The 16,396-nt window shown below is 60.7% G+C and carries 14 protein-coding genes; 5 read left to right on the top strand and 9 right to left on the bottom strand.

Going from position 1 to position 16,396, the window contains the following annotated elements; genetic code table 11:
* Nucleotides 1-179: 179 nt before the first annotated feature.
* Nucleotides 180-551, bottom strand: coding sequence for a DUF3276 family protein (locus tag BLW21_RS08020; protein WP_092738932.1), 372 nt, complete (start codon nucleotides 549-551; stop codon nucleotides 180-182).
* A gap of 316 nt (nucleotides 552-867) precedes the next feature.
* Between BLW21_RS08020 and BLW21_RS08015 the strand changes: the two genes are divergently transcribed.
* Both BLW21_RS08015 and BLW21_RS21090 read left to right on the top strand, forming a co-directional pair.
* Entirely contained in the window at nucleotides 868-1,791 is a 924-nt protein-coding gene (locus BLW21_RS08015; RefSeq protein WP_092738931.1) for a DUF58 domain-containing protein, read from the top strand.
* Between the two features lie 81 nt (nucleotides 1,792-1,872).
* On the top strand, nucleotides 1,873-2,139 hold the full coding sequence (locus BLW21_RS21090; protein ID WP_139255132.1) for a hypothetical protein: 267 nt from the start codon (nucleotides 1,873-1,875) through the stop codon (nucleotides 2,137-2,139).
* A gap of 7 nt (nucleotides 2,140-2,146) precedes the next feature.
* On the opposite strand, the gene BLW21_RS08010 is transcribed toward BLW21_RS21090, so the two are convergent.
* Both BLW21_RS08010 and BLW21_RS08005 read right to left on the bottom strand, forming a co-directional pair.
* A complete protein-coding gene (locus tag BLW21_RS08010; RefSeq protein ID WP_092738930.1) occupies nucleotides 2,147-3,211 on the bottom strand; it encodes a fatty acid desaturase family protein in 1,065 nt (354 codons plus the stop codon).
* 311 nt (nucleotides 3,212-3,522) lie between these two features.
* Entirely contained in the window at nucleotides 3,523-4,818 is a 1,296-nt protein-coding gene (locus BLW21_RS08005; protein WP_092738929.1) for a DUF3298 and DUF4163 domain-containing protein, read from the bottom strand.
* A gap of 149 nt (nucleotides 4,819-4,967) precedes the next feature.
* Here BLW21_RS08005 and BLW21_RS08000 point away from each other — a divergent pair, with 149 nt between their 5' ends.
* On the top strand, nucleotides 4,968-5,834 hold the full coding sequence (locus tag BLW21_RS08000; RefSeq protein ID WP_092738928.1) for an alpha/beta fold hydrolase: 867 nt from the start codon (nucleotides 4,968-4,970) through the stop codon (nucleotides 5,832-5,834).
* Between the two features lie 143 nt (nucleotides 5,835-5,977).
* On the opposite strand, the gene BLW21_RS07995 is transcribed toward BLW21_RS08000, so the two are convergent.
* The 6 genes from BLW21_RS07995 to tsaD form a co-directional block, all read right to left on the bottom strand.
* Nucleotides 5,978-6,472 (bottom strand): HNH endonuclease, encoded by a 495-nt coding sequence (locus tag BLW21_RS07995; protein WP_092738927.1) that lies wholly within the window; start codon nucleotides 6,470-6,472, stop codon nucleotides 5,978-5,980.
* A 226-nt stretch (nucleotides 6,473-6,698) separates the two neighbouring features.
* Nucleotides 6,699-7,502, bottom strand: a complete 804-nt coding sequence (locus BLW21_RS07990) for a C40 family peptidase (RefSeq protein ID WP_245711840.1) — start codon at nucleotides 7,500-7,502, stop codon at nucleotides 6,699-6,701.
* A gap of 9 nt (nucleotides 7,503-7,511) precedes the next feature.
* Nucleotides 7,512-7,985, bottom strand: coding sequence for an SsrA-binding protein SmpB (gene smpB / locus BLW21_RS07985; RefSeq protein WP_092738926.1), 474 nt, complete (start codon nucleotides 7,983-7,985; stop codon nucleotides 7,512-7,514).
* Nucleotides 7,986-8,063: 78 nt separating this feature from the next.
* Nucleotides 8,064-8,669, bottom strand: coding sequence for a hypothetical protein (locus BLW21_RS07980; RefSeq protein WP_092738925.1), 606 nt, complete (start codon nucleotides 8,667-8,669; stop codon nucleotides 8,064-8,066).
* Between the two features lie 114 nt (nucleotides 8,670-8,783).
* Nucleotides 8,784-9,179 (bottom strand): thioesterase family protein, encoded by a 396-nt coding sequence (locus BLW21_RS07975; protein ID WP_092738924.1) that lies wholly within the window; start codon nucleotides 9,177-9,179, stop codon nucleotides 8,784-8,786.
* A gap of 144 nt (nucleotides 9,180-9,323) precedes the next feature.
* Entirely contained in the window at nucleotides 9,324-10,325 is a 1,002-nt protein-coding gene (gene tsaD / locus BLW21_RS07970) for a tRNA (adenosine(37)-N6)-threonylcarbamoyltransferase complex transferase subunit TsaD (protein WP_092738923.1), read from the bottom strand.
* A gap of 226 nt (nucleotides 10,326-10,551) precedes the next feature.
* On the opposite strand from tsaD, the gene BLW21_RS07965 reads away from it, so the two are divergent.
* Both BLW21_RS07965 and BLW21_RS07960 read left to right on the top strand, forming a co-directional pair.
* Nucleotides 10,552-15,159, top strand: a complete 4,608-nt coding sequence (locus BLW21_RS07965; RefSeq protein ID WP_092738922.1) for a translocation/assembly module TamB domain-containing protein — start codon at nucleotides 10,552-10,554, stop codon at nucleotides 15,157-15,159.
* A 211-nt stretch (nucleotides 15,160-15,370) separates the two neighbouring features.
* A complete protein-coding gene (locus tag BLW21_RS07960; RefSeq protein ID WP_092738921.1) occupies nucleotides 15,371-16,258 on the top strand; it encodes a cell division protein FtsX in 888 nt (295 codons plus the stop codon).
* Nucleotides 16,259-16,396: the final 138 nt, after the last annotated feature.

Raw genomic sequence — 16,396 nt, 5'->3', positions numbered from 1 at the left:
CAGGCTGCCTGGCAATTCAGGGGGCAAAGGTACGGGGCTTTTCCAAGGAAAGCACGCGCCAGCCCAAACGAGCCGGCCACAAACCAGCAGCGCGCGCCCAAGCCGAAGCCGGGCGCGCGCTGTGGTAAGCGGGTAGTAGGTAAAGCTTGTTTCGGTAGGCGCAGGGCTATGAGTGGGGGCTAATAAGTCGCGTCGGGGCTGTTGTAGCTGTTGCCGTCGTTGTTTTCGCGGTTATCCCGGTTGTCGCGCTCCTCGTAGGCGGGGCGCGGGCGGTCGAGCTCGGCCACTTCCTCGGCCGTCAGCAATTCCTCGCGCACGTACTCTACTGCATCCTGCAGGGCATCTACGAACTTAAGAAAGTCTTCCTTGTAGAGGAAAATCTTGTGCTTTTCGTAGGAAAAAGTATCGTCGTCGCGCAGGCGGCGTTTGCTTTCCGTGATGGTCAGATAATAGTCCTGCCCGCGGGTGGCTTTCACGTCGAAAAAGTACGTGCGCTTGCCGGCTTTAATGCGTTGGGAGTAAATTTCTTCTTGTTCGTAGCGGTCTTCCACTGGCCTTTCCGTTAAAGTTTGGTTTTTCTAAGATGATTGAAGTTGAATGCAAAATACGCAGTTACCAGAATATTAGGAAGTTTTGCGGCCAAAATTTTCTTATTGCAGGACAATAGTTGAGAAAATAGCTTTTAAATTGATTTATACCATGATTTGCGTCAGCGCTATTCAGATTGTCTGGGGCGTGAAAACAAGATTATAACGAGTACTCTTGCCGAACACCGGACCGGTCCGCACCCCGTTGCAGGGGTGGTGGCGACGCCTGCCCCCGATTCGGCCGTATCTTGCTCTTCCTCCTGCTTCCCTCCTCCCAGCTATGGCCCAACCGCTCGATTTAGCCGCCGTCCGCTCCTTTACCAACCTCGAATTTCTGGCCCGCCAGCTGGTGGAGGGCTTCATTACGGGCCTGCACCAGTCGCCCTATCATGGGTTTTCGGTCGAGTTTTCGGAGCACCGTCTCTACAACCCCGGCGAAAGCACCCGCCACCTCGACTGGAAGGTATTTGCCCGCACCGACAAGCTGTTTGTGAAGCGCTATGAGGAGGAAACTAACCTACGCTGCCACCTGCTGCTCGATGTGAGCCCGAGCATGTACTACCCCGCTCCCGGCCACGACAAGCTGCACTTCTCGGTGCTGTGCGCAGCGGCCCTTACCACCCTGCTACAAAAGCAGCGCGACGCCGTGGGCCTCGTTACGTTTGCCGATACCGTGGAACTGCAGACACCGGTGCGCTCGACCAGCACCCACCGCCACACGCTGCTGCTCACGCTGCAACAGCTGCTGGAGCGGCCCGCCGCCCCGGGCCGGGCCCGCACCGATGTAGCGGGCGTCATCCACACCATAGCCCAGCAAATCCCGAAACGCTCGTTGGTCGTGTTGTTTTCCGATATGCTGGGCCGCGCCCCCGAGGAGCAGGACGAGATGCTGGCCGCGCTGCAACACCTGCGCCATCAGCACCACGAAGTACTGCTGTTCCACGTGATGGACCGCGCCACCGAGGCCGATTTTAACTTCCAGGACCGCCCCTACCTGTTCGAAGACCTCGAAACCGGCCAGACCCTCAAGCTACAGCCCAACCAGGTGCGCGAGCAGTACCAGGCCGCTATGCGCCGCTACGAGCAGGAGTTAGCGCTGCGCTGCGGCCAGTACAAAATCGACTTCGTACCGGTTGATATCCGCGAGCCGTTCGACAAAGTGCTGTATGCCTACCTGATAAAGCGTGGCAAGGTGCGGGGCTAAAACAAATGATTATTCTGATTAGGAGTCTCGCGTAGCAACTTGGAACTATACATGCTGAAAGCAGGGTGGCTATTGTCAACTATGACCACCATCTACATTGCCCGCGCCTATAACCGGTCATGGTGGTGGGTTGTACCTGCCGTGACGTTACCTCTTCTCTCTACCCTGCTCATCATCTTAGCTGTCATACCCGAAAGCCGCCGCCGGGAACGAGTGTATGACGCCCAGTGCGCAACGGAGCGGGTGGCCCGGCAAGCACTGACAAAGGCTTTAACTGAAGAGGCATCCCCTTCTGCTGTCAGTACCGGAGCACTGGCAGCAGAAGGGGATGCCTCTTCAGTTTCCTGAACTTGGTTTACCGCCTGCCTAGCTCGCGTAGGTGGGCTACGTGGGAGGCTACGGCATAGCGCATTTTGGGGTACTCGTTGTACTCCACATTGAACTCGGTGCACATCTGGCGGATGATTTTGTTGAGGGCCGGGTAGTGCACGTGCGAGATGTTGGGGAACAGGTGGTGCTCAACCTGGAAGTTGAGCCCGCCCACGAGCCAGCTGATGAGCTTGCTGTCGGTGGCGAAGTTGGCGGTAGTGCGGATCTGGTGGATGGCCCACTCGTCCTCGATTTTGCGGGTGGTTTCGTGGGGCACCACGAAAGATGTTTGCTCAACGGTGTGGGCCAACTGGAATACGATGCTAAGCGTGAAGCCGGCCACCGCCGCAAATACGAGGAAGCCCACCAGCCAGCTCACAATACCGACCGTGTAAATTGGCAGAACCACGAACAGGACCAAATGCAGCGCTTTGAAGCCCCAGAATACGCCTTCGTCGGAAGCCGTCATTTTCTTGATGGCTATGTCGCCGATTTTGCCCTTGAAGTACTTCTGGTAATCCATGAAGAAGATCCAGGCGATGAACAGCAGAGCGTAGAAAAACCAGAAGTACAGGTGCTGGAAGCGGTGCAACAACCGGCGCGGCTGCTCGGGGCTTAGGCGCAACCAAGGCTGCGCATCGAGGTCGTCATCTACACCCTCCACGTTGGTGTACATGTGGTGGATGAGGTTGTGCTTGTTGTGCCACATGAAGGAGTTGCCGCCCAGCACGTTGAGCGTAAAGGAGGCAAACTGATTCATCCACTTACGCTTGCTGAACGAACCGTGGGCGCCGTCATGCATCACGTTGAAGCCGATGGCCGCACCCAACAGGCCTAGCACCACGGCCTCGATAATGCCCAGCAAAGCAGGCGGCGTCCAGAACACGAGGTGTAGGTAAACGCCAACGAAGGCACCAGTGAGCAGCAGGGCCTTAAAGAACAGGGTCTTGCCACCGGTAGTACTTTTACCGGCCTCGGCAAAATAGTCGGCCGTGCGCCGCTTCAGTTCCTGGTGGAAGGAACGGGAAGCCGCAAATTTGGGGGCGTGCATGGATGTGGGGTGGTGAGGAGGAAATGAGGTTCCGAATTGTTGCCCTACTCGTTGGCGGGAACAAAGCTGGTCGGGTTGGGCGGTACCACAAGGGGCTACAGCCACGACTACAAAGATACAGCCAAGCAGTACGCTTATTCTGATTCGGCCTGCAAAGCCCGGTATTTTACACAACGTCCGGCTCCATTAGGGCGGCAGCATAAAAAGCCACGCAAAAGTCCGCGCCCCCCAACTAGGGGCAACCGGCACAGGGGCCGGCGCTTGCCTGGTTCAGGTGCCACGGACTTTTGCGCGATTTAGCGCTCGTGCTCCTAGCGGGCGGCCAGGGCCGGGTTGCCACCGACCGGCAGGCCTGGCTTCAGCAGGCCGTTCATGGCCGAAAATGGCACAAACACGCTGATTTGCCCATATACATACGCGGCAATTTCATAGGGCAGGTACACGAACACGGCGCCGCCGCTGGTCAGGTACACGTTGCGGGTAACGGGCAACGTTTTCACCGATAGGGTTTTCGACAGCGGCTCGTTGGCGCCCAGGCCCAGGCTGGGGCGGGCGTACTGGCCGAGCAGCTTTTCCAGCTTAGCCTTGGCACTGGCCTGGAAAATATCGTCGTAGCGCAACGACTTACCGGTGCGGGTGTCGTAGCTCTGCACGTAGGTGCCATAGATGCCGTGGGCCCCACCCGAGTAGTCGTAGCCGAAGAAACCCATGCTTAGCAGGTCGCCTTCGTTCCAGAGCACGTAGGTGTTCACTTCCTGCTCGTAGGCCAGGCTTTCGAGCGGGCGGTACTCCCCGGACTTATCCTTGGCGGCAGCCACCAGGAGCGGGGTAGCGTCGGAGCGGTAGTCTCGGGTGAAGGCACGCAGCTGCTCGTGCCAGATGGAGTCGAGGGCTGGGACGGGCGCGGTATCGAGCGTATCGCCGTGCAAACCGCGGCGGATATTGGCGGCCAGCACCTCCTGGTTGGGAGCCATGAAAGGCACCAGCGCGTGCATTACCCGGTGGCCGCGAATGCTGTCTTCCGGATGGTCGGGGCGAGGCACCACATCGGCCACGAAATTGCGGGCGGCAAAGCGGACGCCGGAGCCCGGCCGCAGCCGCTGCAGCTGCACTGGCTGGCCGTTGTGGCTGCCTACCAGTTGGTTGGCGTCCTCCTTAAACAGCCACTGCGGACCGGTTTCCAGCGGTTCGTCTTCATCGTCAGCATCGCCGCTGGCCACAGCCGCAGCCAGCCCCTTGCTCAGGTCGCGCAGGTTGAGGCTGTCACCTTTGCTGCCCGTGTCGCCGCCCAGCTCGTAGGGCTGGCCATCGGCACCGACGTAGAAACCCACGATGCGGGCCGGGCGGTCGTCGCCGGGCTCGGTGCCCAGCCGCTGCAGGTGCAGCGTTACGCTATCGGAGGAGCCGGGCAGCAGGCCGCGGTACTGCCGGTACCAAGAGCCGTTGTCGTTGGTGGGTTCGGGCGCGGCGGCGGCGGCAGTATCGGTGGCCGCCCCCGATTGCTCGGTGCCGGAATTACAGGCGCTCAGTAGCAACAGGCCGAGGGCCAGCGGAGCAGGCAGCTGCCGCAGCAGCAGAGAGGGACGGAAGCGGGAAAGTAGGTTCATAGCCCCCAAAGAAAGCAGATTGACGGCACTCGCTCGGCGGCGTGCATTTTCTTGGCATTATTTCATCGGTCCAGATTCACCTTGCGTATGTACAGACACGAATCTGGCCGGACTTTTCGGCTTCTTTTTCATTCTCAACAGACTTTCCTATGAATCACCTCATTACAGGGCAGGATGCCCGCGGCAACGACATTAAGCTCGACTATATCGACCACGGTGATGGTAAGCCGGTGGTGCTTATTCATGGCTGGCCAGCCACCTACAAAATGTGGGAGTACCAGCTCAACGCCCTCACCGAGCAGGGCTTCCGGGTTATTGCCTACACGCGCCGGGGTTTCGGCAACTCCAGCAAACCCTCCGAGGGCCACGACTACGATACCTACGCCGACGACCTAAAGGCCGTGCTCGACCAGCTTGACCTACAGGACGTAACGTTGGTAGGCTTCTCGATGGGCGGTGGCGAAGTAGCCCGCTATATGGGCCGCCACGCCGGCGCCCGCGTCAGCCGCGTGGCTTTCGTATCGGCCGTTACGCCTTTCCTGCTCAAAACCGCCGATAATCCCGAAGGCGTGGACCGCCAGACCTTCGACGAAATGGTAGAGGGCCTCGAGAAGGACCGGTTCGATTACCTGCAGGGCTTCGGCAAGAAATTTTACGGCGTGGGTCTGCTCAGCAACCCCGTTAGTGAGGCCACCCTCGACTGGACCCAGGCCATGTGCCAGATTGCCGATCCGCGGGCTACTATCCTCAGTGTCCGGGCTTGGTCGGAAACCGACTTCCGCCAAGACTTGGGTACTATTCAGGTGCCCACGCTGGTCATTCATGGCGGCGACGATGCGCTGGTGCCACCCGCCGTGAGTGGCGAGCGGATGACGCGCTTTGTGCCCCACGCCGAGTTTGTCGAGTACGCCGGCGCCCCGCACGGCCTGTTCATCCCCGAAAAGGAGCGCCTCAACCGCGACCTGATAACCTTCGTGCACGGCGGCGACGTGCAGAAAACGTCCGACCGTTATTAGTGAATAGTGAATAGTGAATAGTGAATAGTGAATAGTGAATAGTGAATAGTGAGGATACGTAATTCCCGCTCCACTATTCGCTATTCGTTATTCACTATTCGTTATTCACTAAAAAAACCCGGCAGCCGTAAGGCTGCCGGGTTTTATTGTAGATAGGGGTGCCAGTTATGGTCGAGGGTGCCGGCGCTAAGCTTGAGAAAGCCGGTGAGCGTGGGCTTTTTGGGCTGCTGCCGGATGGTGAGGCCGGCTTCCTGGGGCGTGTAGTGGCCCTTGGCGTGGTTGCAGCGCGAGCAGGCCGTGAGTAGGTTGCTCCAACTCGAGTCGCCGCCCCTGCTGCGGGGGATTACGTGGTCGAGGGTCAGGTTTTTGGTCGAGCCGCAGTACTGGCACTCGAAATTGTCGCGCTTCATCACGTTGTGGCGGCTTAGGGCAATGCCCTTGTAGGGCACGCGCACGTAACGCTGCAGCCGGATGATGCTGGGCTTGGGATACGCCCGGCTTACGGTCCGCAGCACGCCGTGCTCCGACTTGGCAATCAGCTCGGCCTTTTCGAGGTAAAGCAGCACGAAAGCTTTCTGAACGCTGCACAGCGTAATGGCCGTGTAGTCGCCGTTTAATACAAGCACCTTATGGTCCATACAGCGCGAAAAAAAGAACCTACTCTGCCAGAAAGCTAGATGATTCTAAGCGCATTAACAAGCGACAAACCGTTCTGGTTGCGTACCGGCGACAGGAGCTACGAAAGAACGGTCATTCAGAGCGGAGCGAAGAATCCCGCGTGCCACAGTTCTTCTATTCGCAGAAGTTGCTCTGGCACGCGGGGTTCTTCGCTCCGCTCTGAATGACCGTTCTTTTTTGCTGTTCCTACTCGCTTAGAATGCGCTTAATCAGGCGCAGCTTGTGGCTGTAGCGCTGCTGGTCGCGGCGGAAGATGCCGTTGTGGTCGAGTGGGTCGATGCGCACTTCCCCGCTGGCGTGCAGAATCTGCTGGTCGTCGAGCAGCAGGCCTACGTGCACGATGCGGCCCTCGGCGTTGTCGAAGAAAGCCAGGTCGCCGGGGCGGGTCTGGGCCACGAAATGCACCGGCTGGCCCGCCTCAATCTGCTGGTGAGCATCGCGCGGAAGCTGCACGCCCACCAAGCCGTAGAGCTGCTGCACGAGGCCCGAGCAGTCGATGCCGAATAGCGTTTTGCCACCCCACAAATAAGGCGCTTTCAGGTACTGCAGGGCCATTTTCTGGAGCAGCTTCAGGCGCACGTCGGCGGGACCCTGGGGGCCGTGGCCATTGCGTGGGTTGGTGGCGGCACCGTTGTAGAAATAGGGCTGGTCGCCGAGGTGCAGCGTCATGCCATCGAAAAACGGCAGCCGGGTGCCCAGCGTAACGGGCATTTTAGTGCTATCGTCGCTCACCATCTGCACCACATCAAGCGTGCGCGGGTGGTCTTCGGCCTGCCAGCGCCGGAAGTAATCGGCCGATACGGGGCGGTGTTGCTTGCTGTCCATCCAGCCCACGTACTGGTCGGCGGCCAGGCGCACCTGCAGCCAGTTGCCCTGCACGAGCAGCACCGAGTAGCATTCCCCAAAAATGAGCTGGGTAACGATTTCGGCCTTATCGGTGGCCTCAGCCCGTACCGGTACGGCGCTCAGGGCGCAAATTCCGTGTTCCACAATGGTTTATTAATAATCCCGGGCGCGGTCCATTTCGCGCTTCTGGTCTTTGGCTTTCAGGTCGTCGCGCTTGTCGTAGAGCTTCTTGCCCTTGGCCAGCGCAATTTCGAGCTTGGCAAAGCCCCGGTCGCTCACGAACAGGCGCACGGGCACAATGGTGAGGCCTTGCTCCTGATTTTTACCAGCCAATTGCTTCAGTTCGCGTTTATTGAGCAGCAGCTTGCGGGGCCGGATAGGCTCGTGGTTGTTGTAGGTGCCCTCGGTGTACTGGGCGATGGTGATGTTGTGGGCCCAGAGGCTGCCATCGGGATGGAACACGCAGAAACCGTCGCCGAGCTGCACGCTGCCCACCCGGATACTTTTGATTTCGGTTCCCTTTAGTACTATGCCCGCGGTATAATTGACCAGAAAGGCGTACTCGAACCGGGCGCGGCGGTTCTGGATGTTGATGTGCTTGGGTTTGTCGTCTTTGGCGTGGGCCATAGGAATAGAAAGCTGGCGGCAATCGGGTTCCGGAAAAAGCTCTGGGACCCGATTGCCGCACAAGAACGGAAAAAAGGCTTAACGGCCGCCCGCCAACAGAGGTTGGAGGCGCGGCGCATCGGCCGCCAGCTGGGCCTTAATCTGGCTTAACCCGCCACGTACCGCCTGCAGGTACACTACCCGATCGGACTGCGCGTAGTTGGTGGGGCTGAAAATACTGCCCAGGGCTTTGGCGTCGGCCTGGGCCCGGTAGCTGCCCACCAGGTTCTGGTCCTGGTCGAGCACATCGAGGCGGGTTTCCACCAGCATGCGGTTGCGCGAGTACGGCAGGCCCAGCAGGTTGAACAGGCCCAGTGTCATGGTGGAGGCCATAAACCAGCCCGAGCCCGAGCGCTCATCAAGCGTGTTGGTTGTCAGCAGCAAAAAGCAGCGCGGCTCGCCAAAGGGCTCGGCCAGCGTTTCGCGCACTTCCCGCTCGAACAGGTGGTTGAGGTCCCGGTCGCGGCCGGCTTCCCAGGGCGAGGTGGGGTAAGGCGAAGCCCAACTGGCGTGGGCCTCCTGGGCGGCCGTAGGCAGGCGGGCAACGAGGGTGCCGGGCGTGGGTGCCAGCAGGTTCGGGTCGAAGGCCCGGCAGCCGGTTAGCCAGCTCAGTAACAGGCCGGCGGCCAGAGTAGCGGTACGCATAGGGTAAGGATAAAACAGGTGAGAAGAACTGAATCCGAAAAGTTCCCCCAACGCAAGTTTTCGGCCAAAAATATCTTCCGCCCCGAACTCCACCTTGCCCGCCACCTGCTGCCCCTATCCCCGCAACTCCCGGAAACGGGCCTGCAACTTCGCGCTGCCAACGATGCGCTGGCCGGTACGCCCGGTGGCTACCAGCCGCACGCCTACCCGGGCCTCCAGGCGGCACAGCAGCTCGGCACCGCGCAACTCCTCAAAAACTGCCCGAAATTCCACGGTTTCGCCCTCGAAGGCCGGCCCGCGGTGCTCCACCGTCAGCAGCGTGCCGATGCCCTCCTCCCCCACTTCGAGCATCTGCTCCACGAATTGCCGGCTGGTCCACTCCAGGGCCTGCCCCAGCGCAAAAGTGCTGAGTACCGGATGAATCAGCCGGCCGTTGAGCACCGCGAAGTCGGCCGCCGTCACGGTTAGCTGGTAGGTCTGCTCGTCGCCGGGTCGGAAGGGATTGGTCATTGGGAGGGATTAGGGAAAGAACGTCATGCTGAGCGAAGCCGAAGCATCTCTACCGCAGTAGTAATCATTATTAGATCAACGAAGCGGTAGAGATGCTTCGACTGCGCTCCGCATGACACGTTCTTTCTCACTGGCAACTGGCATCTACCCCAGCTTCAGCCGCGGGTCGGGGCTGACGAGCTGGGTGGCAAAGTCGCCGGCTTCGTACTGGAACTGAGCGGTGCGGGCAATCATGGCGGCGTTGTCGGTACAGTATTGGAAGGCCGGGATGAACACCTGCCAGCCTTGGGCGGCGGCTTCGTCCTGCAGGGCCTGGCGCAGGCCCGAGTTGGCAGCCACGCCGCCCGCCAGGGCAATCTGGGTCAGGCCCTGGTCGGTAGCGGCGCGGCGCAGCTGGCGCAGCAGCGTCTGGATGATGGTGTGCTGAATGCTGGCGCAGAGGTCGGCCAGGTTTTGCTGCACGAAATCGGGATTTTGGGCAGTTTGCTTCTTTACGAAGTAGAGCACCGCCGTTTTCAGACCGCTGAAGCTGAAATCGTAGCCCGGCATGGCGCCCACCGGAAAAGGGAAGCGCAGCGGGTCGCCCTGGCGGGCCAGCTTATCGAGGTGGGGGCCACCGGGGTAGGGCAGGCCGAGCAGCTTGGCCGTTTTGTCGAAAGCCTCGCCGGCCGCGTCGTCGATAGTCTGGCCGATAATTTCCATATCGAGGGCCCCGCGCACTACCACCAGCTGGGTATGGCCGCCGCTGACGGTGAGGCACAGAAACGGAAACGCGGGCCGCGGCTCCTCGATAAAATGGGCCAGAATGTGGGCCCGCATGTGGTTGACGGCAATCAGGGGCTTGCCCAGGGCCAGGGCCAGCGTTTTGGCGAACATGCCGCCTACCAGCAACGAGCCCAGCAGCCCCGGCCCCTGCGTGAAGGCTACCGCATCGAGGTCGGCCTTCGTAATGCCTGCTTGCTGGAGCGCGGCAGCTACTACCGGCACCAGGTGCTGCTGGTGGGCGCGCGAGGCCAACTCGGGCACCACACCGCCGTACTGCTCGTGCACCCGTTGGGTGGCCACCACGTTAGAGCGCATCTGCCCATCAATGAGTACGGCCGCCGAAGTGTCGTCGCAGGAAGATTCAATGGCGAGAATGGTCATTTTTGAGCTTGGAGCTTAGTTAATGGAGCGTAGAACCTTGCGTCGCCCCCCAGCTCCCAGCTCCCTCTCCCGCAGGAGGCTGGGGATTGGGGGGCGACGCAAGAACGATTTCGTTAACAAAACTACCACCGCCGGCCGTATGCTTCGCTTAAACCTTTTTTGCCTGCCAGCTTCCAACTACCAACTCCTCACTCCCAGCTTCCCCAGAAGCGCCTAACTTTGTCCCGTGCCCCGGTTTCTGTCCATCATTCTGAAAGTGCTGTTTGGCCTGCTACTACTGCTGGTGCTGGCCGTGGTGGGTACGCTGGTGGCGTTGCGGGTGCCGAGCGTGCAAACCAACCTGGCCCAGCGGGCGGCGCGGATGCTCACCGAAAAGCTCGGCCAGAAGGTGCTGGTAAACAGGGTAGACGTGCGACCCTTCTCGCGGGTGCTGCTCGAAGGCGTGCGCGTACTCGACCGGCGCGGCAACGAGCTGTTCAACATCGGCCGGGCCGACGCCGACATCAAGCTCTTCAGCATCTTCGACCCCAGCCACCTGCATGTGGGGCGTCTCACGCTGGAAGAGCCGCGCTTTCATCTGGTTACCTATAAAAACAACCCCGACTCCACCACCCTCGACCAGTTCATCAGCTCGGTGAAGCGGCTGCTGGGGCCTTCCGATACCACCAAAACCGGCAAGCCCTTCGACTTTCAGATTGAGGCGCTGAGTTTGCGCAACGGGCAGTTCGTGCTGGACCGCCAGAACGTGCCGCGCATTCCGGAATACGGCCGCACGATGGACTATGCCCACATGCAGCTCGACAGCATCTACGCCGATGCCGACCAGCTGTGGCTGCGGGGCGACTCCATCCACGCCAACATTAAGGGCCTGCGAACCGTGGATACGCCCTCCGGCACCCACCTGCGCGAGCTGACGGCCGACATGACCTACGCCGACAAGTTCTGGGAGTTCGACAAGCTGATGCTGCGGGTGCAGGACAGCAAACTCCACGATTACCTGCGCTTCGAGTACAACCGCTTCCTCAATTTCACCGACTTCAACGACTCGGTGAAGGTAATTGCCCGGTTGCAGCCCAGCCGCCTCTACTCCGACGACATTGCCAAGTTTGCGCCCGACCCCGCCGTGCGCGACCTGAACGAAACCATCCTCATTTCGGGCCAGGCGAAGGGCTACGTGCGCAACTTCACCACCAAAAACCTCGACATCAGCTACGGCAAGGGCACGCGGGTGCGCGGCGACATCAACGTGGAAGGGCTGCCCAATTTCAAGGAAAGCTTTATTGTGATGCGCCTGCAGCCCTCGGTGCTGCACGGCACCGATTTGCGGCGCTACATTCCGGCCAACGGCTGGCCCTACGTGCAGCGGCTGGGCACGGTGAAGCTCAAGGGGCAATTTCTGGGTTTCTACAACGACTTTGTGGCCAACGGCTCGTTCCAAACGGCTCTGGGCTCGGTTACGTCCGATGTCAACATCAAGCTCAAAGACGACCCGCGCTACTCGACTTATGAGGGCAAGCTGCGGACCAGCGGCTTTCAGCTGGGTAAGCTGCTGGGCGACGAAAGCCTGGTGCGCGACGTGGCGTTTAATGGCCGGGTGGAAGGCGTGGGCTTCGAGGCCAACAGCCTGCGGCTTACGGCCAACGCCACCGTGCAGAGCATCTGGCTTAACGGCTACCGCTACCGCAATATCGTTACCAACGGCGTGTACAGCCGCCGCTCGTTCACAGGTAAAATTGCGGCTAACGACCCCAATCTGAAATTCGACGCTGACGGCACCATCAACCTGCGGCCCCGCGAACAGGCATTCGATTTGCGGGCCCGGGTGCAGAAGGCCGATTTGCGCGCCCTGGGCCTCACCACCGAGAGCGTAACGGTGGCCACCACCGCCGATGTGAAGTTTGAGGGCCTGCGCCTCGATGCACTGCTGGGCTATGCCCGCCTGCGCAATTCTCGGGTGGGCTACGCCGGCCGTACCGTCGAGATTGATACGCTCGACGTGCTGAGCCAGCTCGAAGGCGGGGAGCGGCGGGTGCGGGTGCGCTCGGAAGTGCTCAACCTGAGCCTGGCTGGCGACTTCACGCCCAGCACCGTTATCGAGGATGTGAAGACGCTGGTGTACGAGTACAAGCTCAACTTTGAGAGCAACGACGACGCCATTGCCGCCTACTACCGCCGCAAGCGCCAGCAGCCGCTGCCCGACTACCAGATTGGTCTCAACCTCTACCTCAAGCGGCCCAACCCGCTGCTGCACCTGTTTCTGCCCCAGCTCAGCATTGCCGACTCCACCCGCTTCGACGGCTCGTTTCGCAACGGGCAGACCTCCATTTTCCAGCTCGGCGGGCAGGTGGCCAGCTTCCGCTACGACAGCGTGCAGGTGTTCAACGCGGATATTGACCTGACGACGTCCAAGCTGCCCTACCAGCCCGAAATTCTGGCCCAGGCCAGCGTAACGTCGGAGCGGCAGCGGCTGCCGGGGCTGGGCAAAACCGAGAACTTCTACGTGGAAGGCGTGTGGGACCAAGAGAAAATCAACTTCTCGACCTCGCTGGCCCAAACCGGTACCACCAACAAGGCTCAGATAAACGGGGCGCTGGTGTTTCTGGAAGATGCCGTGAAAATCATCTTCCGGCAGTCGGGCGTGAATTTGCTGGGCAAGAACTGGACGATTGCGCCCGATAACTCGCTGATAATTTCGGGCGGTGGCCGCGAACTGGACTTCCAGAACGTAACGCTCAGCAACGGCGAGCAAAGCGTGAGCGCCCAGGGCTTTTTGTCGGAAAACCCCGATAAACCGCTGGCCCTGACGGTGACCAACTTCGAACTGGCCACGCTCAATGGCCTGACCGGCACGCAGAAATTTGGGGGCCGGGTGAATGCGCTGGGCACCATCAGCGGCGTGTTCGGCCCGCTGGTTATCAACTCGACGCTGAAGGTAGACTCGCTGACGCTGGACCAGACGCTGATTGGCAACGTGGAAGGCCGCGGCGACTGGGACAACGCCCTCTCCCGGCTCAATGTGAACCTCAATGTGGCCCGCGACGCCCGCCAGGTGCTGGCCGTGACGGGTTATATCGCGCCCGGCTCTGACACCCAGCAGCTCAACCTGAACGGGGTGCTGGAGCAGACGCCCATCAAACTGGCCGAGCCCTTCCTCAACACGCTGTTCAAAGACGTGAGCGGCACCGGCGTGGGCTCTTTGCGGGTGAGCGGGCTGTTTGCGGCCCCGGTGCTCACCGGCAACATTGATGTGTCGGATGGCCGGCTCACGTTTATTTACCTGGGCACCACCTACACTTTCGCCGACCGCATCCGGTTTCTGGAAGACCGGATTACGTTGCAGAACATCACCTTACGCGACCCCCAAGGCAATTCGGGCATTATCAACGGCAACATCTACGAGCGGGGCTTTCAGAACATGCGGCTGGATCTGAGCGCCTCGTTCCGCAAGCTGCAGGTGCTCAATACCACCCGCCGCGACAACGAGCTGTACTTCGGGCAGGCCTACGCCACCGGCACGGCCGTGGTGCGCGGGCCATCCGACAACCTGTTCATCAACGTAACGGCCCGCAGCGAGGCCGGCACGCGCATGTCGCTGCCGTTTGATAACGCGGCCAAGGCCGAGCAGGCCAGCTACATCAAGTTCGTTAATCGCAACCTCTCCGACTCGGCGCGCGCGGTGCTGGCAGCCCAGAACCCGGCCGCCGCAACCACTGGCAAAGTCGATGTATCGGGCCTGCGGCTGAATATGAACCTCGACATCACGCCCGATGCCTACGTGGAGCTGCTACTGGATGAGAGCACCGGCGACATTATGCGGGGCACGGCCACCGGCCAGCTGCGGCTCAACATTGATACCCGGGGCGACTTCAACATGTACGGGCAGGTGGAAATCGTGCGGGGAGCCTATAATTTTACGCTCCAGGGCTTGGTAAACAAGGAATTTGTAGTGCGGCCCGGCGGCACCGTGGCCTGGAACGGCGACCCGCTGGCCGGCGAGCTGAACGTAACCGCCACCTACACCCAGCGCACCAGCCTGGCGCCGGTACTGTTCCAAACCAACAATACGAACTCCAATAATTCCCAGGTGCCCGTCACGGCCGTCATGAACCTGACCGGCCCGATTCTGCAGCCCATCATCAAGCTCAACCTCGAATTCAACGATATTCCGTCGTCGCTGGAAGGTGATTTGGCCCCCTTCCTGTCGGCCATCCGCAACGACGAGCAGGAACTGAACCGGCAGGTATTCAGCCTGGTGGTATTCCGGCAGCTTACGCCGCCCGGCTCGCTGGCCGTTACGCGCCTGGAAGGTGGCAACAACGCGCTGGGCAACAGCCTGGGCCAGATTCTGAGCACCCAGCTCGGCCTGCTGACTTCGCAGATTGACCCCAACCTGGAAATCAGCTTCAATATCAATGGCCTCACGGCCGACGATTTGGCGGCCCTGCAGCTGCGGCTGAGCTACTCCTTCCTCAACGGCCGCCTGCGCGTTACCCGCGACGGCAGCTTCGGCAGCAACAGCAACGCCGGCACCAGCGCGGGCGGCGTGCCGGTGGGCACGGGCCAGAACTCGGTTATCGGCGACCTGAGCATGGAGTACTACCTGCGGCCCGACGGAAAATTCCGGGCCAAGCTGCGCTACGAAACCACCCCGCGCGACTTCACCGGCCTGGGCCAGAATGTGAACCAGGCGCGCGCCGGCATCTCGCTGCTGCACACCGAGCAGTTCGACACCATCCGCGAGCTGTTTGCCCGCAAGCGCCTGAGCCGCCGCGACCGGGACGCCCGCAAAGCCCGCGAGCTGCAGGTCGACAACGACCCACGGACGGAGATTTAAAGTCGTTCTGACGGGCACCTCACCCCCTAGCCCCCTCTCCAAAGGGAGAGGGGGAACTAGTTTATAACTTTGCATCTAATATTCTAGCTTTCTTACAGCTTAAATTTTAGCTCTAAATACTAAACTCTAGTTCCCCCTCTCCCTTTGGAGAGGGGGCTAGGGGGTGAGGCGCACATGAGGCGCAATGCCAGAACATCAACCAATACACCGCATGAAGCAGCCCGCCCGCAAAAAGAAGCTCGGTAGTTATCCGCACCTGATGGTGGTGTTCAGCATTACGCTGGCGCTGCTGGTCGTGGGCCTGTTCGGGCTGCTGCTGATTCATGCCCACAAGGTGTCGACGCTGGTGAAGGAAAACCTGGAGATGCAGGTGTATCTGCAGCGCGACCTGCCCGAAACCCAGCTGCTGCAGCTCCAGCAGGACCTGGCCCGCAAGCCCTACGTGGCCCGCAAAAATAACGAGCCCCAGGTGCGCTTCCTCTCCAAGGAAGAAGGCGCCCGCCAGCTCATCGACCAGACCGGCGAGGACTTCCAGCAGTTTCTGGGCGACAACCCCCTGCGCGACGCCTACCTGCTCAAGCTCAATGCCGACTACGCCGACACCAAAAACCTGAGCCGCATCAAGCAGGAGCTGGGCCAGCTGCCGGGCGTGTTCGAGGTCGATTATGTGGAAAGCCTGATTACGTCGGTGAACGAGAACCTGCGCACCGTAAGCCTGGTGCTGCTGGGCTTTGCGGCCATCCTCACGTTTGTGGTGGTGGTGCTCATCAACAATACCATCAAGCTGGCCCTGTTTTCCCAGCGCTTCCTGATCCGGAGCATGCAGCTGGTAGGCGCTACGCCGGGCTTCATCCAGTGGCCGTTTCTGCGCCGGGCGGTGTGGCAGGGCCTCGTGAGCGGCGTGCTGGCGAGCCTGCTGCTGCTGGCGCTGCTGCAGTACGCTTACCTGCAGCTCAACGAGCTGCGCCTGCTCGAAGACGACCGCCTGTTTGCGGCCTTGGGCATTGTGCTGATGGCGCTGGGCATGGGCATCGGCTTCCTCAGCTCCTGGCGCGCCGTGCGCAAATACGCCGGCATGTCGCTGGACGAGCTGTATTAGTGGTTCGCAACGGCCGTAGGGGCGGGGCTTGTGCCCGCCCCTACGGCCGTTGCGATAAGCGCATTCACCCACTCATTCGCTCAAAACCCGTATTCGTTGAATTTCGGCGGCACCTTGCCGCAACTCCGCTACCTTTGC

The sequence above is a fragment of the Hymenobacter psychrophilus genome, assembly GCF_900107135.1.
Taxonomy (GTDB): Bacteria; Bacteroidota; Bacteroidia; order Cytophagales; family Hymenobacteraceae; genus Hymenobacter; species Hymenobacter psychrophilus.
Note: the sequence above shows the minus strand (reverse complement) of the source record. Positions and strands in the feature narration are given on the sequence as shown.

Excerpts from the sequence above, each read along its gene's own strand:
- BLW21_RS08010 (WP_092738930.1), bottom strand. The coding sequence starts at position 3,211 with ATGCACGCCCCCAAATTTGCGGCTTCCCGTTCCTTCCACCAGGAACTG.
- BLW21_RS07975 (WP_092738924.1), bottom strand. The coding sequence starts at position 9,179 with ATGACCAATCCCTTCCGACCCGGCGACGAGCAGACCTACCAGCTAACC.
- BLW21_RS21090 (WP_139255132.1), top strand. The coding sequence starts at position 1,873 with ATGACCACCATCTACATTGCCCGCGCCTATAACCGGTCATGGTGGTGG.
- BLW21_RS07960 (WP_092738921.1), top strand. The coding sequence starts at position 15,371 with ATGAAGCAGCCCGCCCGCAAAAAGAAGCTCGGTAGTTATCCGCACCTG.
- BLW21_RS08005 (WP_092738929.1), bottom strand. The coding sequence starts at position 4,818 with ATGAACCTACTTTCCCGCTTCCGTCCCTCTCTGCTGCTGCGGCAGCTG.
- BLW21_RS08015 (WP_092738931.1), top strand. The coding sequence starts at position 868 with ATGGCCCAACCGCTCGATTTAGCCGCCGTCCGCTCCTTTACCAACCTC.
- smpB (WP_092738926.1), bottom strand. The coding sequence starts at position 7,985 with ATGGCCCACGCCAAAGACGACAAACCCAAGCACATCAACATCCAGAAC.
- tsaD (WP_092738923.1), bottom strand. The coding sequence starts at position 10,325 with ATGACCATTCTCGCCATTGAATCTTCCTGCGACGACACTTCGGCGGCC.
- BLW21_RS07995 (WP_092738927.1), bottom strand. The coding sequence starts at position 6,472 with ATGGACCATAAGGTGCTTGTATTAAACGGCGACTACACGGCCATTACG.
- BLW21_RS07980 (WP_092738925.1), bottom strand. The coding sequence starts at position 8,669 with ATGCGTACCGCTACTCTGGCCGCCGGCCTGTTACTGAGCTGGCTAACC.
- BLW21_RS08000 (WP_092738928.1), top strand. The coding sequence starts at position 4,968 with ATGAATCACCTCATTACAGGGCAGGATGCCCGCGGCAACGACATTAAG.